The sequence below is a fragment of the Pseudomonas triticifolii genome, assembly GCF_014358015.1.
GTDB lineage: Bacteria > Pseudomonadota > Gammaproteobacteria > Pseudomonadales > Pseudomonadaceae > Aquipseudomonas > Aquipseudomonas triticifolii.
This window is the reverse complement of the sequence record NZ_JACONV010000011.1, coordinates 1-18,664: the sequence shown is the minus strand read 5'-3', so window position 1 is coordinate 18,664 and position 18,664 is coordinate 1. Positions and strand designations below refer to the sequence as shown.

The following is an 18,664-nucleotide window of genomic DNA, read 5'->3' as shown; positions in this document are numbered from 1 at the left end:
GCGAGATGAACGTAGCCTTCTACCTGCTGGCCATCGCCGCGGGGCTTGGCATAACCCTGCAGACCACGCTCAACGGTCAACTTGCTAAAGGTGTGGGTGGGGATTCCGTAGCGGCGGCGCTGTTCTCATTTACTGTCGGTGCGGTATGCCTGGGCGCCTTTTCATTGATGCGCGGCGGGATAGTGGCCTCACTGGCGGCTATACCTGCGCAGCCCTGGTGGAGCCTGCTGGGCGGTCTGCTGGGTGCCGGTGCCTTGCTTAGTTATGTGGTGCTTGCGCCAAAAATCGGTCTGTCAGCCCTGCTGGGCCTCGCTATCGCAGGGCAGATTATTTCTTCACTGGTTATCGATCATTTCGGATTGATGGGGGCATCGGAAAGGCCGGTGTCTCTCGTCAAGTTGGCCGGGGCGGTGGTGATGCTCGCAGGCCTGGGCATCGCTCTGTTCGGAGATAGAGGGTCAGCACTTTTCTCCAACTGACTGCCTTGTTTAACCCATCCTGTTTCGTAGGACGCAACCATGTTTAACACCCTGACCGACACCACCAGTCTTCTTGGAGAATGCCCTGTCTGGTGTGAACGAACGCAACGCCTCTTCTGGACCGATATCCCGGGTTGCGAACTGCTTGCTCTGGACCCTGTGAGCGGTGAAGTACGGCGCTGGCGAGTGCCGGAGCCGCTGGGGTCGTTTGCCCTCACAGCAGACAAAGACGTATTGCTGTTGGGGCTGGCCTCCTGCCTGGGTTATTACAACTTGAGTACCGGTCGCTTCACCAACATTACAGTCACACCTGGAGTACCCGGAACCCGGATCAATGATGGCCGCTGCGACCGTATGGGCAACTTTGTGTTCAGCACCATGGATGCCGGTGAGCCGGTGCAAACTATAGGACGATTTCACCGGCTCAATGCCGAGACGCTCAAGACTGAAACGCTGGACATTGCCGAAGTGGCGATCCCGAACAGCCTCTGTTTCAGCCCGGACGGCTCAACCATGTACTACGCGGACTCCCTGCAGGGGTGCATTTTCTGCTGCGATTACCCATCGCTGGAAAACAAGCGTGTGTTCACGACAATCAACGGTCAGGGTGCTCCAGACGGTTCTTGTATTGATGCACAAGGGTTTCTCTGGAATGCGGAGTGGGGCGGCTCCAGAGTGGTGCGTTATGCGCATGACGGAAAAGTTGACAGCCTCATCGAATCCCCATGTGTCCAGACCACTTGTCCGGTGTTAGCGGGACCGGGTTATAAAACGCTTTACTGCACCAGCGCACGGGCAGGGCTGGACACACCGTCAGACAGCGATGGCGCACTGATAAAAGCCGAGGTGATTGTTGGTGCGGGGCTTCCTGAAGAAAGATTCGCTGGGCAGATGAACTGAATAGTCAGGTCATGCCTGTCGCGTCGTTCTGAACCGTCCACCGTTTCGTAAACGTTTCCATGTCCTAAACCGAGATCCGTCTGGAGACGAATACTACGGCTTTAAAAAGACACCGCTGAGCGGCTGCTCCTGCCAGTCGGACTGCGCGGTGTTGTCTGATTACTGAGTTAGCCGTTGGAGTACATCGGTTCGCCGGTGAGCAGCACACATGTTTTGGGCGAGACATAAAAAAACCGCTGCCTGTTTGAGCAGCGGTTTTTTCTTTCTGTCGGCGATTCCGGTTATCTCAATACGCCGATGCTGCTACAGGAGTTATGCCGGCAAGGTGGGTAGCGTCACAACACCACTGGCAATGGAAGCCCCGGTTAGCGTTTGCTGCCCCGTCAATTCGATCACGCTGTCATGACCTGCCGAGAAGGTGGTGCTGGCCGAGGTGTCTTGGACGATGTAAGTATTAGTTCCGAACTGGAACCAACTGAGTACTGTGTTCGCGCTGCCATCCCCAGCCGTAGCGGCATCCAGATACTCCTGGAGGGAGGCTTGCGTCGTCACTGGCCCGGACAAACTCGTCTGTGTTGAAGCCGCCGCTGCGCCGCCCAACGCCCCGGCGAAGCTGATAATGTCGCCATTACCCAGCCCGGTGACTTTGGCAAATACCGTTGCTGAGGTGGACGCAGCGGTCAGGTTGATCCGGTCGGTACCTGTGCCAACGTCAATGGTCAGCGGACCGTTGATAGCCCCCACGTTGATAATGTCATTGCCCACCCCAGTGCTGAACGTCCCTGAAACACTGGCGATGGTGAGCGTGTCGACACCTGAGCCGCCTTTGTAGTCGATAGGTCCTGTGGTGCCGTTGATGCCAATGGTCATATTGCCGCTGGTCGAGCTTGCGTCGATCGTTGACAGCGTCGAAGAGTTGAAGCTGGCAGTCAGCCCTGCTGCGCCGCTCACTGTCACGTCTTCAATGGCCGACAAGCCCGCCGTGGAGTTCAGGGTCAATACCTGAGTGCCGTTGAGCGTCAGAGTTTGAAGGCCGCCAAAGGTGTTATTGGCCAGCGTGGACGCTGTGCCCGTGGTGGTGATGTTCAGCGTCTGGTAGATGTCGGCGTCGTCCAGCGTGCCGCCGGTGAGGCCGTTGATGGACAGGTTGAGGGTGGTGTTGGTCGGGGTGTTCAGTCCGCTGTTATCAATGATGATGTTGCCTGAACCGCCCTTGAGGGTCAGGTTGGTCAAGGCGTTGTCGTTAATACTGGCACTCGTGTAGTTGTTAATCGTGATGTTCGTGATCGTGCCCGGAGTATTGGCCCCATATGAGTCATCGCTGATCCGCACGTCTGCCTTGGTGATACCTGCGACGAGCGCGGTGGCTGTGACGGCAGCGGCGTTGTCGACGATCACCGAGGTGGTATCGGCGCTGCCCTGCACGTAGACGCTGCCAAGGCGGGCGGTGGTGTTGACTGCGTTTTCAGCGCCCTGGGTCACATGGACAGTGGTGCCACCAGCCACACTGATCGTACCCATCGTAATCGCATCGGTAGCGATGTGGGTGACGTCTACGGCACCCGTCGGGGCGATAACGTTGCCTATTGAAATTTGTGCGCCACTTGATCCACGGGCGTTGACGGTCACATCCGATCCACCCTGGAACGTCAGGCTCGTATTGGCCATGTTCTCCACAGTGGCATTGATCACCGTGCTGCTGCCCGCTGTCACGGTGGCGTAGCCTTGGCTGGAGGTCGTCAGCTGGGTCAGGCCGGTCCAGGTGGTCGTATCGACGGTCAGCGTACCGCCGGTGGTGAGAGAGGCTGTCTCGACATTGGTGACGGTGATGCCTGAGGTCACTATCTGCGACGCGCCAGTCACCAGCAGCGTGTCGTTGCCACCGCCGCCATTGATCGAGTCACCGGAGGAAAAGGCGCCATTCAGCGTGGAGCGAATGGTGTCAGCCGAGGCCGTGCCGCTGATGGTGTCGACGCCGGCAGTCAGTGTGAAGGTTTGGCCGCTTGGCGTGGTCTGGGTGCCGGTCGCGATGGCCACGGCGGTGCTCAGGCTGATGGTCGCCGCTTGCAATGAAGCGGCATCTGCGCCAACGGTTTTAAGGAACGAGCGGGCGTAATCCAGGGAGGCGCTGCCACCGTAGCCGCTGAGCTCTGTGGAGGTATCGACCTGCGCCGTAAAGGCTTTGGCGACTGTCAGCTTGTTGGCCACCGACGTGACGTCGCTCGTCAAGGCGCCAAGCAATATGGCCTGCGCGGCTTGCGCTTGGGGTACTTCGCCGCCGTCCAGTTGTTGCTTCCAGTAGGCCAGACCTGCAGCGTCAGGTTGACGATTGAACAGGTTGACGTAGATGGCGGTGATTACCTGATCAGTGGTCAGTTGACCATATAGCGCAGAGGATTCTGCCGACGCCGAAAAGCCGCCGATGACCCCGGCGAGGCTGCCGCCTTCGGCATCTACCTGGCTTGCCCAGTAGTCCAGGCCGTCGGGGTCAGCAGGACGTCCGAGGTAAGCAAGGTAGATTTGTTGAATCTGATCAAAATACGCTGAAGCAGCCATCGTTAAGACTCCATCACAACGTCGCGGAATGCTCGATTGATACGCTACTTCTAGCATGAGATTCGAGAAATATCCTGTTTGCAAAATAATTTATATCAGGCTCTGGGCCATGAAAACCGGCGCTATTGAGCGCAGCGGCTCCTCCATTTACCCAGCTCAGTGACGGGCAGGTCCGTTGTTACAAGGCTTGCGAGCTGGCTCGAGGCCACTATCTCGCGGGTGGTGGCTGTTTTGGTCAGATTGATCAGCCTTGATAATTTGATCAGGCTGTCGCCTTATCGCGAGGGTTATGCTGGCCGAGGTGTTCTGGACAATGCGCGCAGCCGTCGCCAAGGGTGGCCGCATCCAGGCAGGTATTCAGCAGGGTTTGGCCGGTCGGTTTGCTGGTATGGTTGGTGTGCATTGATAAAACTGCCGACCCGCTAGCGCGCCGTTTGAGTTGATGAAGTCGGCCCAATAGGCCAGACGGGATGGATCAGCCGGACGGCCCAGCCAGGAAATATGGATGGTTGGACCTGGTCAAGATACTCAGAAGCAGGCATAGGCTGATACTCCCTGAAGTCGCGGCGGAATGCTCGATTGAGACGTCAGTGAACTCGTATTGATAGTTAATTGGCTTGCAGATTGGTTTGTTCTGCCGCCACTATTTTCAAGCGCCAGGATTGGCCGTTTGAAAAGACTTGAAAGTTCGCCGGGGCAGCCTTGTACACTGCGTCGTCTGCACCTTTCCTTCGCGGCACTAAGGCTTTAGGCACCATGGAACTGACGTTGGCACTGGATGCATTGGAAACCGTCAAGCGTGCTGCGCATTCATCCCTGCTGTGGCAACGGTTGTGCAAATACGTCGGTGAGTTGTCAGGCGATGCGCGGGTGCAGATGGTACAGCGCATTACGGCCCTTGAAGTGGCTCCTGGCCAGGCGGAGTGGTTGCGGTGTTCGGTGCTTGCCGATTTGACCAAAGACCCGCTCTGGTATGCTCGGCAAGGCGCGCAAGCTGACGCGAGCTGGCCAGCCGATGCGTTGATGAGCTTGCTGGGGCTGGCTTGGCACAACGCTTTGGCGCGAGCGACCGACCGTACTCAGATGATCGAGCGTTTGCGTAATGTCGATGTACTGCGCCTACAAACTCTCATCTGCGCACAACTGTCCGCACCGCAACGCCTTGCTCCCGCCATGTCCATGGGACGCAATGGCACCCGACGCCTGCGCATTGCGCTCTATACCCCGCACATCGCCAACCCCAACCACGGTGGTACGCTGTTCACCCTTAATGTGATGAGCGCACTGGCCCAGGCATCTGTCGACATTCATACCTTCACCGCCCAGGAAAACGCTATACCGGCGATCGGCAGCTACCTCGGCGGTAGCGAATACGTGGTCCCGGTCATCGCGCAGCCGCAGACCTTGCAGCTCAAACGTACAGGCGAGGCGCCGATCACTTTGCCCAACCCGGATTTATCACTGCACGGGCGCTTGCAATCGGTGTCGGATGCCATCGACGCATTTGCCCCGGATGTGGTGCTGTTTGTCGGGTTTATATCGCCCCTCGTGCACAGCCTCTATGAGCGCTACCCGGTGCTGGGCCTGTCAGTGCACGCTCTGCCTCCGCTGGCACCGGTCGACTGCTGGCTATGCGCTGATCCCCAAGCCGATGCGGCATGCTGGCAAGGCTTGCCGGCACCTGTTGCGTACCCGTTCACCTATCGTTTCTGGCCGGTAGGGCAAGCTGCTGCGGTGCCTCTTACCTCGCTGAACCTGCCCGCGGGCGCGACTGTGCTGATTTCTGTCGGTTATCGCCTCGAAGTCGAACTGACCGCTGAGTGGCAAACGCGCATGCTTGCGCTGGTTGATCGTCACCCCGATACGCACTGGCTGCTGGTCGGTGTTGGCGACAACGTTGCCATGCACAGCTTGCCGCGCCATGCCAGGATCTACCGCGTCGGCCCGCAAGCCCAGGTGCAGGCCTGGCTGGCAGCGAGCGATATCTTTGTGAACCCGCCGCGGGTGGGCGGTGGCGGCGCTGTGGCAATGGCCATGGAGCAAGGCGTGGCAGTGGCGGCGCTGTGCGACGGTGATGCCGGGGACAAACTGGGGCCATTTGCAGCGCAAGGCATCGATCAGTACTTTGCCACGCTGGAAGACTGGATCGCCCGACCCGAGGTGCGCAGCCAGGCCGGTGCCGCGCTCAAAGAGCGTTTCTTCGAGCGCCTGGATTTTTCAAGTGACGCCGCCACTCAAGGTTTAATCGACGCCTGCTACGCGGCGAGTAATTCCTTCCAGCAACGTCGAGGGCTGACCTGTGAGTAACTTTTATCAGAATGCGCTGGACGATACCCGTCCGGTGGTGGTGTTCGGCAACCTGCGCTCCGCGAGCCTGGCCTGGTACTGCCTATGCCACGACACCCCGTGGCAAGTCGCAGCCTTTACCGTGGACCAGGCCTACATCACCAGCCCTACGTTTGAAGGCCTGCCGCTGGTTTCCTTCGAACATCTGGAAGCGTACTACCCTCCCAGCGATTACCGTCTGCTGATTCCCATGGGCTACCAACAGATCAACGGCGTGCGTCGTGAACGTTTCGAGGCGGCAAAGCGCAGGGGCTACGATTTTGTCAGCTACGTGTCCAGCCGCGCCAGTGTCTGGCCAGACCTGAACATTGGCGAAAACGTGTTGATTTACGAACACGCGATCATCCAGCCGTTCGCGCGCATTGGCAGCAATTGCATCATCCGCAGTGGCGCGCACATTTCCCACCACTGCCAGGTTGCCGATCACGCTTTCGTGGCCGCCGAGGTCGCCATGGGCGGTGAAGGGCAGGTCGGTGAGCAGGCTTTCATCGGCGTCGGCGCCGTATTACGCGATCGCATTCGCATCGCCGAACGCACCTTCGTCGGTGCCGGGGCGGTTGTGCTCAAAGACACCGACGCCGACGGCCTGTACGTCGGCAACCCGGCGCGAAAAGCGTCCAAGACCGCGCTGCAAGCGTGCGGAGGCTGAATGCAGGTCGGCAAGCCGTATTTCATCAATCTGGCGTGCACTGGCGTAATGCCGACCAAGGCTATGAACAGCCACGTGCCATTACATCATGAAGAAATCCTGGCCGATGTCGCCCAAGCCTTGGCGCTGGGCGTGCAGATGGTGCACCTGCACGCTCGTGACAATGCGGGCATACAGACTGCGGACCCCGCGCCGTACGGCCGTTTGGTGGAGGCCATTCGAGCCTTGCCGGGCGGTCGGGAATTGATCGTCGGGGTTACCACCAGCGGGCGTCAGGACGCAGATTTCCAGTCGCGCTCGCGTGTGCTGGAACTGGACGGCTTGGCCAAACCAGACATGGCCAGCCTAACCTTGAGTTCGCTCAACTTCGCGCAGTCGGCCAGCGTCAACGCCCCGGATACCATCCGCCAACTCGCAGAGCGCATGGCGGCAAACGGCATCAAGCCGGAGCTTGAAGTGTTCGACGCAGGCATGGCCAATTTCGCCGCTGTGCTGCTCAAAGAAGGCCTGCTCAAGCCACCGCTGTACGTCAATGTGCTGTTGGGCAACGTCGCCGGTGCGCAAGCGGATCTTCTACAACTAGCGGCAATTCTGGCGGCCTTGCCCCACGACTGCATCGTCGGTGTGGCCGGACTTGGCCGCTTTCAACTGGCCGCCAACGGGCTTGGCCTGCTTGCCGCCGATGGCGTGCGCGTGGGGCTTGAAGACAATCTCTGGTTCGACCAGCAACGGACGGTTCTGGCCAGCAACACACGACTGATCGAGCGGGTCATCACCCAAGCGCATCTGCTGGAGCGCCAGCTGTTGCCCACAACTGCAATCAGAGATCGTTTGGGGATGGCTTCATGAGCCAGGATTTCATCGTTTTTGGCGCACCTGACATCGGCGAGGAGGAGATCCTCGATGTCATCACGACGATGCGTTCCGGCTGGCTGGGCACTGGCCCCAAGGTGAAGGAATTCGAAGAGCGCTTCGCTGCGTTCAAAGGGATGGATGCCGAGCAGGCTGTGGCGGTCAATTCATGCACGGCAGCGTTGCACCTCAGCCTGCTGGCAGCAGGAATCGGTCCAGGTGACGAGGTCTTGACCACCCCACTGACGTTCTGCGCAACCGCCAACGCCATTTTGCACACTGGCGCCACCCCGGTGCTGGTGGACGTGGACCCGCAGACCATGAACATCGACCCGTCTGCCATTGCCGCGCGCATCACCCCGCGCACCAAAGCGCTGATGCCGGTGCACTTCGCCGGGCTGCCTTGTGCCATGGACGAGATCCTTGCGATCGCTCGCGACAATCGTTTAAGCGTGATCGAGGACTGCGCGCATGCCGTGGAAGCCACCTATCGCGGAAGGGCTACGGGCACGCTGGGCGATTTTGGCTGTTTCAGTTTCTATGCCACCAAAAATGTCACCACCGGCGAGGGAGGCATGGTGCTGTCCCGCGACATCGCACAGGCTCGGCGCATGCGGATGTTGGCCTTGCACGGCATGACCCGCGATGCCTGGAAACGCTTCTCGGATGAGGGCTACGAGCACTACCAAGTGGTCGAGGCCGGTTTCAAATACAACATGATGGATATGCAAGCGGCGATTGGCGTGCACCAGCTTGCGCGGGTCAACGGTGGCTGGGAGCGTCGGAAAACCATCTGGAATCGCTACCGCGAAGCGTTAGCGGATTTGCCGGTTATTCTGCCCGCTGAGCCACCCGGCTACGTACGCCACGCCTATCACTTGTTCACGTTGCAGATCGATTCCACCCACAGCCCCGTCAGCCGTGACGTCTTTATCAGGCGGATGACCGCCGTCGGGATCGGGGTCGGCGTGCACTATTTGGCGCTGCCCGCGCACCCTTACTACCAGGATCATTTGGGCTGGCGACCCGATGACACGCCCCACGCCAGCGCTATTGGTCAGCGCACCGTCAGCCTGCCGTTGAGCCCTGCATTGAGCGATGCCCAAGTGCAACGGGTCATCAATGCCGTGACGGCCATCCTGTGCCATGCCTGACCCGCACTGTGCGCCTGTTCATCACAGACCAGGCTTGCCGCCGTTTCGCCATAGCGCGGATCAAAACCTGGTGTCGCAGTCCGCTTTCGATGGAGCACTGATAAAAGCCGAGGTGATTGTTGCTGCGGGACTTCCTGCAGAAAGATTCGCTGGGCAACTGAACTGAATAGTCAGGTCATGCCTGTCGCGTCGTTCTGAACCGTCCACCGTTTCGTAAACGTTTCCATGTCCTAAACCGAGATCCGTCTGGAGACGAATACTACGGCTTTAAAAAGACACCGCTGAGCCGTGCTTCAGGCCGATTACTGACCATCACGGACGGCAGAAATCGGCCAAGAGCGGTCGCCTGAGCGATGTCCTTCGAGCGTTTCAGGTTTGTCATGCAGGGGAACAATCGAAAGCGCTCGGCAAATTACTCTCATCCAGGGTAATGCTCTACGCGTAGTTTTGAGCAGGCGTGACCGCCGTTACCCTTGCACCTGCGGAGCCTCCTGAACGTCTGGGTTTAATGTTCTTTCTCAAGCGCAGGCGTGGCGCTTATGAGCTAGTTTTGTAGTCGTGATCTCTATATCTGTACTCTTGGCGACTACGCAGCCACTGAACAGTTTACGGACGGACGACTCAATCAATGCGCATGGTGCAAAACCCAGCTTTGTTTTATGCAGTTTGGCGATGGATGGTGGCAGCACTCCTGTGCTTCGCGCCTTTTGCCAATGCCGATACGTTATCCGCAAGTGCGACGCCACCGAACGCGCCCTCGACAAAAAGCTTGCCGATTGCAATGACGGATATTCTTAATCGCGCTGACGAAGATCAGCAGCGCGTGGACAGGGCAAAGCGGCTACTGACTTCGCCGGACCCAGTAGACCACTTGAGTCGCGCGCTCGACGATATCGCTCGTCCTGCTTATGCCAAACAGAACACGGCCCACAGTGTCATGTTTGGTGAGTTGCCAGTCATGCGAATTGAGAGTTTGGCTCGACATTGGGAGTTCGATGCTCGCCGTCTGGAGCGCTGGGATTTACAGGCGCGCCGAGCGTTTGCCCCTTACTCTGACAGCGCTCTGCAATTGGCTCAGCGCCGGGCTGTTTGGACGTCGACCCAGGCAGCAGGATTGCTCGACAGTCTGCCATCTGTTCTTTCCGCTCGCATTACCAGCATGCTGACCCAGATTGATTCTACTGAGGCTGCTTTGGGTGTGGAGCTTTCCCGGCAATTTGCACTCATGCAGCAAGCAAGCGAACTTAAAGCCACTATCGAAACAGGTAGCAACGAGGTGGCTTTGGCACTTGATAATCTGGATCGCCGATTGCTGCGTATCGACGTAGCGCCTCTTTGGCAGGGCCTTGGCTCGAGCTTGGATCAGGCTTCGACATGGGATGCCATGTGGCGAGGCTTGGAGATCGAAGGGCAATTCGCTCGCGACTACCACTCAGCTGGCACCCGCAATCAGGTGGTTCTGACGCTGGTGCAAATACTGCTCCTGCCGCTGATTTTGTGGCTGGTTGTGCGCAGCCGACACACGCGACGTCTCAAGGACAAGCCGGAAAAGCTTACACGCGCATTACGTCGTCCTTTCTCAACCTGGCTGCTTCTGTGCATGCTTGCCGTGCTGGTGCTGGTGCTGGAGCCTGATGCACCGCTACTGGCACAGGAAGTTGCACTACTGGTGGCTCTGGTGCCGGTTCTTCGGTTGCTACCCAGCGGGGCGTTACGCGCTCTAGGCGTGTGGCCCTATATAGCAATTGCGATGTATGCACTGGATCGGTTGGGCATCTTGGCAGCCGACAATGGCGGGATTTATCGGATTTATCTTCTTGTGGTCAACAGCCTTGCGCTGGTGATGACACTCTGGCTGCTTTGTCGCGCAATACCTGCAATCCAGAAGCCCGACAGCCGATTGCAGCGAGTCATGCGCCCAATAGGCTGGGTAGCGGTGGCCTTGCTGAGCGTAGCGCTAGGCGCCAACATCCTGGGTAACACCTCATTGGCTGAGACATTAACCAGTGGCGTAATCGATAGTGGTTACATGGCGTTGTTACTCTACGCAGGTCTCTCTGCAGGCGTGGGGCTGTTCCAGGCGCTATTAGGGCAACCGGAACTCGCGAATCGTCATTACGTCCGGAATCAGGAAGTCGCTCTACAATCAGGATTTACTCGCCTGATGATGCTGGGTGCTGCAATCGGTTGGCTTGTCTACAGCATGGATCGGTTCCGCGTGCTGCGGCCACTGTATAGCGTGGGCAGCACAGTCATGGAGTTTGGTATAGATGTCGGTGAGGTGTCCGTAAATATCGGTCATGTGCTGGTGTTCCTGCTGTCTGCATGGCTTGCCTTTTGGGCGGCCCGCACCGTAAGACGACTGCTTCGTGCAGAGTTGCCACATCACGCTGGATTGCCGCGGGGAGTGGGCAACAGCATCGCGTCGCTCAGCTATTACGGCGTGCTGCTGCTCGGCTTGCTTGTGGCGCTCTCTGCGGCAGGGTTCAAGGTCAGTCAACTGACGCTGATATTCGGTGCGCTGGGTGTGGGGATCGGGTTCGGCCTCCAGAACCTGGTGAGCAATTTCGTGTCTGGCCTGGTGCTTATGTTTGAACGGCCAATTCAGCCTGGCGATCTGGTGGATGCGGCTGGAACATCAGGCACTGTTCGCGAGATTGGCTTACGCGCGACGACCATTCGCACATCAGATGGCGCCGATGTGGTTGTGCCTAACGGCCTGCTGCTCAATGGCAACCTTACCAACTGGACCATGTATGACAAAAGCCGGCGCATTGAAATTCCCATAGGCGTTGCGCACGGTTCTGATCCGTTCAACGTCACATCCGTGTTGAGTCGTGTCTTGAATACAACACCGGGGTTGGCTGAGCAGCCTGCTCCTGTGGTCGTATTTACCGGCTATGGTGACGGCGCCCTGAACTTCACGATAAGTGCATGGACACACGATATCAGCAGCTGGGGAAAGCTGCGCGGCGAGATACTTACCCGGGTGCTGGACGCTCTCCAGCAGGCAGGAATATCGGTGCCCTGCAAACGTCTTGATGTGAACTTGCACACTGTGCAGGCGGAACAGCCGTTTTCCCCCTCATCCTGACAGGGGACGGAACCCTCGCACGCGGCGCAGGCGATAAATACTGAACAGGCGAGCATCAACCTCTTACGCGTCTGCTTGCGCAATATCCTGTAGGTCAGTGCCCAGATAAGCGAGGAATGCTTCAGCGCTCGTCGCTTTGGCGAAAAGCCAACCTTGTGCGTATCTGATGTGGTGGGAGCGCAAATAGGCCAATTGCTCTTTTTCCTCAACGCCTTCAGCCACACCAGAGCTTCTGCCCCACACATCGCCCGTGCTCAAGCTCAACAATTGGCCGGTAGTTCGTAATAAACTCACGAAACTTCACCACGCGCTCAAGTGCAGCCACCGGTGATAGGCGTCGTGTCTATATTCGAACGATACCCGATACCCGATACCGATGCTCCAGCGAGTAATGCACCGAGCGGTAGCATGTATAGCGAATGCCAGAGAAGAATACTCAACTCCTCAGCGCGGGGTATCGCTGCGACCGTGATCCAGGAACCTTGGCGGATTGATGTGTACAGGTAACCATCCCTTAGCCCCTGGGTCGGGCCCGAATGCGCCAGCGCCAATGCCTGCGCTCCCGATTCAGCGGTCGAGCCTGGTCCCGTGGGCATGACCATCGCACGGGCCCATCATGGGACTTGTACTTTATTCCAGCGTGCAAATGAGTCGCTGGATTCCTGTATGCAATACCCATCCTCTACAACGGGTATCCATCGCCGAGCGTCGGCTCAGCCTACTGCTAAAAATTGCCCACTGGGTTTCTGGGCATGCTCTACGCTTGACCTGAGCAGATAAGGAGAAACCAAATGCTCTGGAATAAAAGCAGTAAAGAACTCGGGTTACTTAAGGTGAGGCTGGAGGCGCTCGAGCACATTGTTCAAGGTTTGGACCGCGCAAGAATGGTGGTCCACATTGACCCATCAGGAATTGTTACGCGGGTTAATGAACGCTTCTTATCTGGCATGGGGTATCAGGAAGAGATGATCATAGGTCATCACCTGCGTGAATTCGTTCCGGACCATGTAGGCCAGGATTTCCATAAACCGATCCGGGAAGCCAATGCGGCGGGTCAGCCATTCGAAGGTATGGTGCGCCTTAAGAACAGGGCCGGCACTGAAGCGTGGTTAGAAACTGTGTCCATCCCCCTGAAGAGTCCTGCAGGCGTTTTGGAAGGATTCGTACAGTATTTTCATGACGTCACCCCGCAGGTGGAGCGGGCATCGGAACAAGAAAGCTTCATTCAAGCTTTATTACGTTCAAGCGCTGTTATCGAGTTCTCTCTGGACGGAAAAGTCATTACGGCGAATGAACGTTTTCTCTCCGCCATGGGTTACCGTCTCGAGGATATTCAGGGTAAACACCACAAGATGTTCTGCACGTCAGAGGAGTCAAGCTCTCCCGATTACCAGGCTTTTTGGGAGAAGTTACGTCACGGCGAGTTTGTGGCTGCGCGTTTCAAACGACTCGATAGTCGCGGTAATCTTGTCTGGCTTGAAGCGTCCTACAATCCCGTTATCGACTCTTACGGACGGCTAGCGAAGGTCGTCAAGTTTGCAACCCTGGTCACTGAACAGGTGGAGCGTGAAGAGGCTATCTCCCAAGCAGCTAACATCGCCTATACCACGTCTATTCATACGGATCATACGGCTCAGCAAGGAGCCCGAGTCGTTCAGCAAACCGTCACGGTGATGGACGGCATCGCTAGTCGAATGCAGGAGGCTACTGCAGGCATTGCGGCGCTCGACCAGCAAAGTCACGTCATCAGCGCGATCATCAAAACGATCACTGGAATTGCTGAACAAACCAATCTTCTAGCGCTCAATGCCGCGATCGAAGCTGCGCGAGCGGGTGAGCAAGGACGGGGGTTTGCGGTAGTCGCCGATGAGGTGCGGCAGCTGGCCTCTAGAACCACGCATGCCACCGCTGAAATCGCCGGCGTTGTTCAGGAGAACCAGCTACTGGCGTCAAAGGCTGTTCAGGTTGTCGAAAGCGGTAGAAGTCAGGCGGAGGAGGGCCTTGGCCTGGCACGTGAAGCTGGAACTGTAATTGTCGAGATTCAAGAAGGCGCGCAGAAAGTGCTTAGAGCTGTGGAGAGTTTTGCTACCGAGCTGACCGCTAAATCCTGAGGCTGAGCGCTGACGGCGAGTCACGCCGCTTATGTTCAACCGGTCCCTACACCATAGCCTGGTGTGGGGGGCACCTTACCGTGTAATAACGATAGAGGCGCAGCCCAGCGTTGCAACAGGAGGATGGAGGCGCGTTGATTGAGACGTCGTGTGAGTCCTGCATAAAAGGTTAACTGCCGATTTTGCTCTGTGACTTTGAAATGACTGCTGGCTGATGCGCGACGACGAGGTCAGTTGCAACTACTGTCTTGCCTCACAATGGTCCAGCCATGTTGATGCTCCGCGGGGCCATTGTGAAAGCTTTGAACTTACCCATGAACATTTCCTGCTGCGCGATTTGATGTCACGAATACATGGCTACAGTAATCGCGCCAATAAGCAGGCAAACGCTAGCCACCGTCGTCAGGCGCAATCGCATTGGCAGGTACCAGGCGTGCAGGCTCACAACCCTGACCAACTGCCTGTCTTGCCAGAAGTGGACAACGAACCCGACGATCAATAGCGAACAACCCAGTGGCATGGGCAGTAACGTGCTGAGCCAGGCAACAAGAGCCGGGATCACGCTCCATATAAAACGGTCGCGGCGCAGTTTGGCACTCATGTCTTGTACTGACATGGCGAAGCCCCAGTGCAAGGCACCGATGAAACTCAGAATTACCGCGCCATAGTTGACCAGCGCCGCAGCCCAAAGCGGTCGATATTCTGGAGAAGTAAGGATGAGCAGCGCGAGCCCCATAAACGGCAGCAAACCGCCATAGCCCAGCAGGGCGACATACCTTGGCGGAGAGGTCGAAGACGACACATTCATTTCAATTTATTCCCATGTCCGAGAGACGAGACTATAAACCCAAACGCATCCGACTTGATGCCAATGTATGTTCACTTGAACAGTTGTTCATTCCATCCCTTGATTGACCGGCCGCGTCGGGTCGAGTTCTGGTTGTTGCGATCGGCTGAAAATGGCCACAAGCCGCCACCCCCCAACCCTTCTATATACAAGGAACATCAGCATCCGCCTGATGGACTAAATTGAATCGCTTTACGGCCAATCCCACAGGAACGAATTCAATGCATATCCTTCACATCGCCAGCTCTCCACGCGGGGAGCGCTCTGCTTCTCTCAAACTGGCCGCACGCTATCTCCAGACCCTGAGCTCGCTTCATGCCGAAGTCTCGGTGGATGTACTGGACGTATGGACGACAGATCTGCTGCCCTTCGATGGCCCGGCCCTGAATGCCAAGTACGCGGACCTGCAAGGTCTGCAAATGAGCGCCGAACAACAGGCGGTTTGGAAGCAGATCCACGCACTGGGCGAGCGCTTTCACCGCGCCGATGTCATCGTCTTCAGTGTGCCGATGTGGAACTTCGGGATTCCATATCGCCTGAAGCACTTGATCGACGCCGTGTCGCAGCGCGGGGTGCTGTTCGATTTCGACGCCCAGGGCATGCGCGGTCTGCTCAAAGGCAAGCAGGTGGTGGTGTTCGCTTCGCGTGGGGTGGCGCTTGGAGAGGACTTCCCCACGGAGGACTTCGATCACCAGGTCGCGTATCTCAAAACCTGGGCCCGTATGGTCGGTATCCCGGCCATCGACGCGGTGGTGTCGGAAGCGACCCTCGCGGATCCGGCGACGGCAGAGGCCAATTTCACGGCGGCGCTGGCCAAAGCGTCAGCGCTTGCCGCCAAACTGAAATGAAGGGTTAGTGATCTGGGCCCGAGCGCTGGGGCCTGAATTTTCGTGACCTGCGCATGCCGGGGCTGAGGCAAAAATTGCGCATCAGCCAGCTGTCAGGCCCTATGACTACGGGCCTGACACGTGCGTCAGTGCTTACTGCACTTCCACCGCCAGGCTGTCGCTGATCTTCTTCTGCCAGATCGCGGGGCCTGTGATGTGAACCGACTCGCCGTTGCTGTCGACCGCAACGGTCACCGGCATGTCCTTGACCTCGAACTCGTAGATCGCTTCCATGCCCAGTTCGGCGAAGGCGACGACCCTGGATTTCTTGATCGCCTGAGCGACGAGGTACGCAGCACCGCCGACGGCCATCAGGTAGACGGCTTTGTGGTCACGAATGGCTTCGATGGCTGTTGGGCCGCGCTCGGATTTGCCGATCATGCCCAGCAGGCCGGTCTGGTCGAGGATCTGACGGGTGAATTTGTCCATGCGCGTGGCAGTGGTCGGGCCTGCCGGGCCAACGACTTCTTCGCGCACTGGATCAACCGGACCGACGTAGTAGATGAAGCGACCCTTGAGGTCGACCGGCAGGGTTTCGCCCTTGTTGAGCATTTCGACCATGCGCTTGTGCGCAGCGTCGCGGCCGGTGAGCATCTTGCCGTTCAGCAGCACCGTTTCGCCCGGCTTCCAGCTCTGCACTTCTTCTGGAGTCAGGGTATCGAGGTTGACGCGGCGCGCCGATGGGCCAGCTTCCCACACGATTTCCGGGTAGGCGTCCAGCGGCGGTGCTTCCAGCGAGGCCGGGCCGGTGCCGTCGAGCACGAAGTGCGCGTGGCGGGTGGCGGCGCAGTTGGGGATCATGCACACCGGCAGCGAAGCCGCGTGGGTCGGGTAGTCCATGATCTTGACGTCGAGCACGGTGGTCAAACCGCCCAGGCCCTGAGCGCCGATACCCAGTTGGTTGACCTTCTCGAACAGCTCCAGGCGCATTTCTTCGATGCGGTTCTGCGGGCCGCGGGCCTTGAGTTCATGAATGTCGATGGACTCCATCAACACTTCCTTGGCCATGACCGCTGCCTTCTCGGCAGTACCGCCAATGCCGATGCCGAGCATGCCCGGTGGGCACCAGCCTGCGCCCATGGTCGGAACGGTTTTCAGGACCCAGTCGACGATCGAGTCGGACGGGTTGAGCATCGCCATCTTGGATTTGTTTTCCGAACCGCCGCCTTTGGCCGCCACGTCCACTTCCACGGTGTTGCCCGGGACGATGGAGTAGTGGATGACCGCTGGAGTGTTGTCCTTGGTGTTCTTGCGAGCACCGGCCGGGTCGGCCAGGATCGAGGCGCGCAGCACGTTTTCAGGCAGGTTGTAGGCGCGACGCACGCCTTCGTTGATCATGTCGTCCAGGCCCATGGTGGCGCCGTCCCAACGTACATCCATGCCGACGCGCACGAAAACGGTGACGATGCCGGTGTCCTGGCAGATCGGGCGATGACCGGTCGCGCACATGCGCGAGTTGATCAGAATCTGGGCGATGGAGTCGCGGGCCGCAGGCGACTCTTCACGCAGATACGCCTCGTGCATGGCCTGGATGAAATCCACGGGGTGGTAGTAGGAAATGAATTGCAGTGCGTCTGCAACGCTCTGAATCAGGTCGTCTTGCTTGATCACGGTCATGCGGCGCGCTCCTCTGTAAGGACGGGAACATTCAATTACGCTATCGGCGACAGTCCAGGACTGCGGCTTGAACCAGAGCTGTCAGGGTAGCCGTAGCGGGCGCAAAAAGGCGCGGCAGTATAACCCGCCCGACAGGCCAGTCTGTACAATCGCCGTTATTTTCTGCACGGGGCGTCTTGATGCCGCATTTGCACGTCGGTGATCGCCAGTGGTCGGTCGCCGAAGCCAGTAATCTGCTCGATGCCCTGAACCAGGCAGGCGTTCGTGTGCCTTACAGTTGCCGGGCGGGCAGTTGTCACGCGTGTCTGGTGCGCTGTGTGAAGGGCGACCCACTGGACGCACTGCCCGAGGCACTGCCTGCTGAAAAGCGTCAGCAGGGATGGCGGCTGGCGTGTCAGTGCAAAGTCGTGCAGGACCTCACCGTCGAAGTCTTCGATCCTTTGCTGGACGGCTTGCCGGCAACAGTGCAGAGCTGCGACTGGCTGAGCCCGACGGTGCTGCGTTTGCGGCTTGAGCCGGGCAAGCCGCTGCGATATCGCGCGGGTCAGCATCAGGTGCTGTGGACCGGGCAGGGCGTGGCACGGCCTTACTCACTGGCGAGCTTGCCTGGGGATGACGGTTTTCTGGAGTTTCATCTGGATTGCCGACGGCCTGGCGCTTTCTGCGACCATGCACGCCTGTTGCAGGTCGGCGATGAGTTGAGGCTCGGCGAGCTGCGCGGCGGGGCGCTGCGTTATGACCCGGACTGGCAGGACAAGCCTTTGCTGCTGCTGGCGGCGGGCACCGGGCTCGGGCCGTTGTGGGGCATCCTGCGTGAGGCATTGCGGCAGGAGCATCAGGGCGCCATTCGCTTGATTCATCTGGCCCATGACGCGCAGGAACACTATCTGGCGACTGAGCTGCAGGCATTGGCAGCGCTTCACCCGCTGTTACAGGTTCAGCTCATTACGCAGGAGACGCTTCAGGATGCTCTGGCCGACCTGCGCATGCTGTCGCGCCACGCGATGGCGCTCGTGTGTGGCAGTTCCGAAAGTGTCGAGGTGTTTGCCAAACGGCTTTATCTAACAGGGCTGCCGCGCAATCAACTGTTGGCGGATGTGTTCGTTCGGCGGGAGTGATGTGACGCGGAGCTAGCGGTAAACACACGGTCCGCTGACAGACTCTGGACTGTG

13 protein-coding genes and 1 pseudogene are annotated in these 18,664 nt (G+C 58.4%); 11 read left to right on the top strand and 3 right to left on the bottom strand.

From position 1 onward, the window contains the following. Nucleotides 1-5: 5 nt before the first annotated feature. Together H8S56_RS15385 and H8S56_RS15380 are read left to right on the top strand one after the other, a co-directional pair. Entirely contained in the window at nucleotides 6-479 is a 474-nt protein-coding gene (locus tag H8S56_RS15385; protein ID WP_187519108.1) for a DMT family transporter, read from the top strand. Nucleotides 480-518: 39 nt separating this feature from the next. Beyond that, nucleotides 519-1,379 carry an SMP-30/gluconolactonase/LRE family protein gene (locus H8S56_RS15380; protein ID WP_187519107.1) on the top strand — a complete coding sequence of 287 codons (861 nt, stop codon included), beginning with the start codon at nucleotides 519-521 and terminating at the stop codon, nucleotides 1,377-1,379. A 312-nt stretch (nucleotides 1,380-1,691) separates the two neighbouring features. On the opposite strand, the gene H8S56_RS15375 is transcribed toward H8S56_RS15380, so the two are convergent. Beyond that, on the bottom strand, nucleotides 1,692-3,935 hold the full coding sequence (locus H8S56_RS15375; protein ID WP_187519106.1) for a DUF4214 domain-containing protein: 2,244 nt from the start codon (nucleotides 3,933-3,935) through the stop codon (nucleotides 1,692-1,694). 756 nt (nucleotides 3,936-4,691) lie between these two features. Between H8S56_RS15375 and H8S56_RS15370 the strand changes: the two genes are divergently transcribed. The 7 genes and pseudogenes from H8S56_RS15370 (at nucleotide 4,692) to H8S56_RS24935 (ending at nucleotide 14,141) form a co-directional block, all read left to right on the top strand. Next, nucleotides 4,692-6,242, top strand: a complete 1,551-nt coding sequence (locus H8S56_RS15370) for a glycosyltransferase family protein (protein WP_187519105.1) — start codon at nucleotides 4,692-4,694, stop codon at nucleotides 6,240-6,242. After that, complete coding sequence (locus H8S56_RS15365; protein ID WP_187519104.1) at nucleotides 6,235-6,930, top strand: acetyltransferase; 696 nt, start codon at nucleotides 6,235-6,237, stop codon at nucleotides 6,928-6,930. Before H8S56_RS15370 ends, H8S56_RS15365 begins: the two co-directional genes overlap by 8 nt. Next, nucleotides 6,931-7,779: a BKACE family enzyme gene (locus H8S56_RS15360; RefSeq protein WP_187519103.1), complete on the top strand. Its 849-nt coding sequence runs from the start codon at nucleotides 6,931-6,933 to the stop codon at nucleotides 7,777-7,779. Beyond that, nucleotides 7,776-8,936, top strand: coding sequence for a DegT/DnrJ/EryC1/StrS family aminotransferase (locus tag H8S56_RS15355; protein ID WP_187519102.1), 1,161 nt, complete (start codon nucleotides 7,776-7,778; stop codon nucleotides 8,934-8,936). Before H8S56_RS15360 ends, H8S56_RS15355 begins: the two co-directional genes overlap by 4 nt. Before the next feature lie 628 nt (nucleotides 8,937-9,564). Beyond that, nucleotides 9,565-12,030 carry a mechanosensitive ion channel family protein gene (locus H8S56_RS15350; protein WP_187519101.1) on the top strand — a complete coding sequence of 822 codons (2,466 nt, stop codon included), beginning with the start codon at nucleotides 9,565-9,567 and terminating at the stop codon, nucleotides 12,028-12,030. 791 nt (nucleotides 12,031-12,821) lie between these two features. After that, a pseudogene (locus H8S56_RS24940) lies at nucleotides 12,822-13,595 on the top strand (PAS domain-containing protein); the annotation flags it as partial. Between the two features lie 108 nt (nucleotides 13,596-13,703). Beyond that, a complete protein-coding gene (locus tag H8S56_RS24935; RefSeq protein WP_408003821.1) occupies nucleotides 13,704-14,141 on the top strand; it encodes a methyl-accepting chemotaxis protein in 438 nt (145 codons plus the stop codon). A gap of 343 nt (nucleotides 14,142-14,484) precedes the next feature. On the opposite strand, the gene H8S56_RS15335 is transcribed toward H8S56_RS24935, so the two are convergent. Continuing rightward, the gene (locus tag H8S56_RS15335; RefSeq protein ID WP_024688725.1) at nucleotides 14,485-14,949 is read right to left on the bottom strand and encodes a DUF3429 domain-containing protein; all 465 of its coding nucleotides are present in this window, start codon (nucleotides 14,947-14,949) and stop codon (nucleotides 14,485-14,487) included. A 260-nt stretch (nucleotides 14,950-15,209) separates the two neighbouring features. On the opposite strand from H8S56_RS15335, the gene H8S56_RS15330 reads away from it, so the two are divergent. Next, a complete protein-coding gene (locus H8S56_RS15330; protein WP_187519099.1) occupies nucleotides 15,210-15,836 on the top strand; it encodes an FMN-dependent NADH-azoreductase in 627 nt (208 codons plus the stop codon). Nucleotides 15,837-15,968: 132 nt separating this feature from the next. Here H8S56_RS15330 and H8S56_RS15325 read toward each other — a convergent pair whose 3' ends face one another. Beyond that, entirely contained in the window at nucleotides 15,969-17,492 is a 1,524-nt protein-coding gene (locus tag H8S56_RS15325; RefSeq protein WP_024688723.1) for a fumarate hydratase, read from the bottom strand. Nucleotides 17,493-17,671: 179 nt separating this feature from the next. On the opposite strand from H8S56_RS15325, the gene H8S56_RS15320 reads away from it, so the two are divergent. Next, nucleotides 17,672-18,610, top strand: coding sequence for an iron-sulfur-binding ferredoxin reductase (locus H8S56_RS15320; RefSeq protein WP_187519098.1), 939 nt, complete (start codon nucleotides 17,672-17,674; stop codon nucleotides 18,608-18,610). Nucleotides 18,611-18,664: the final 54 nt, after the last annotated feature.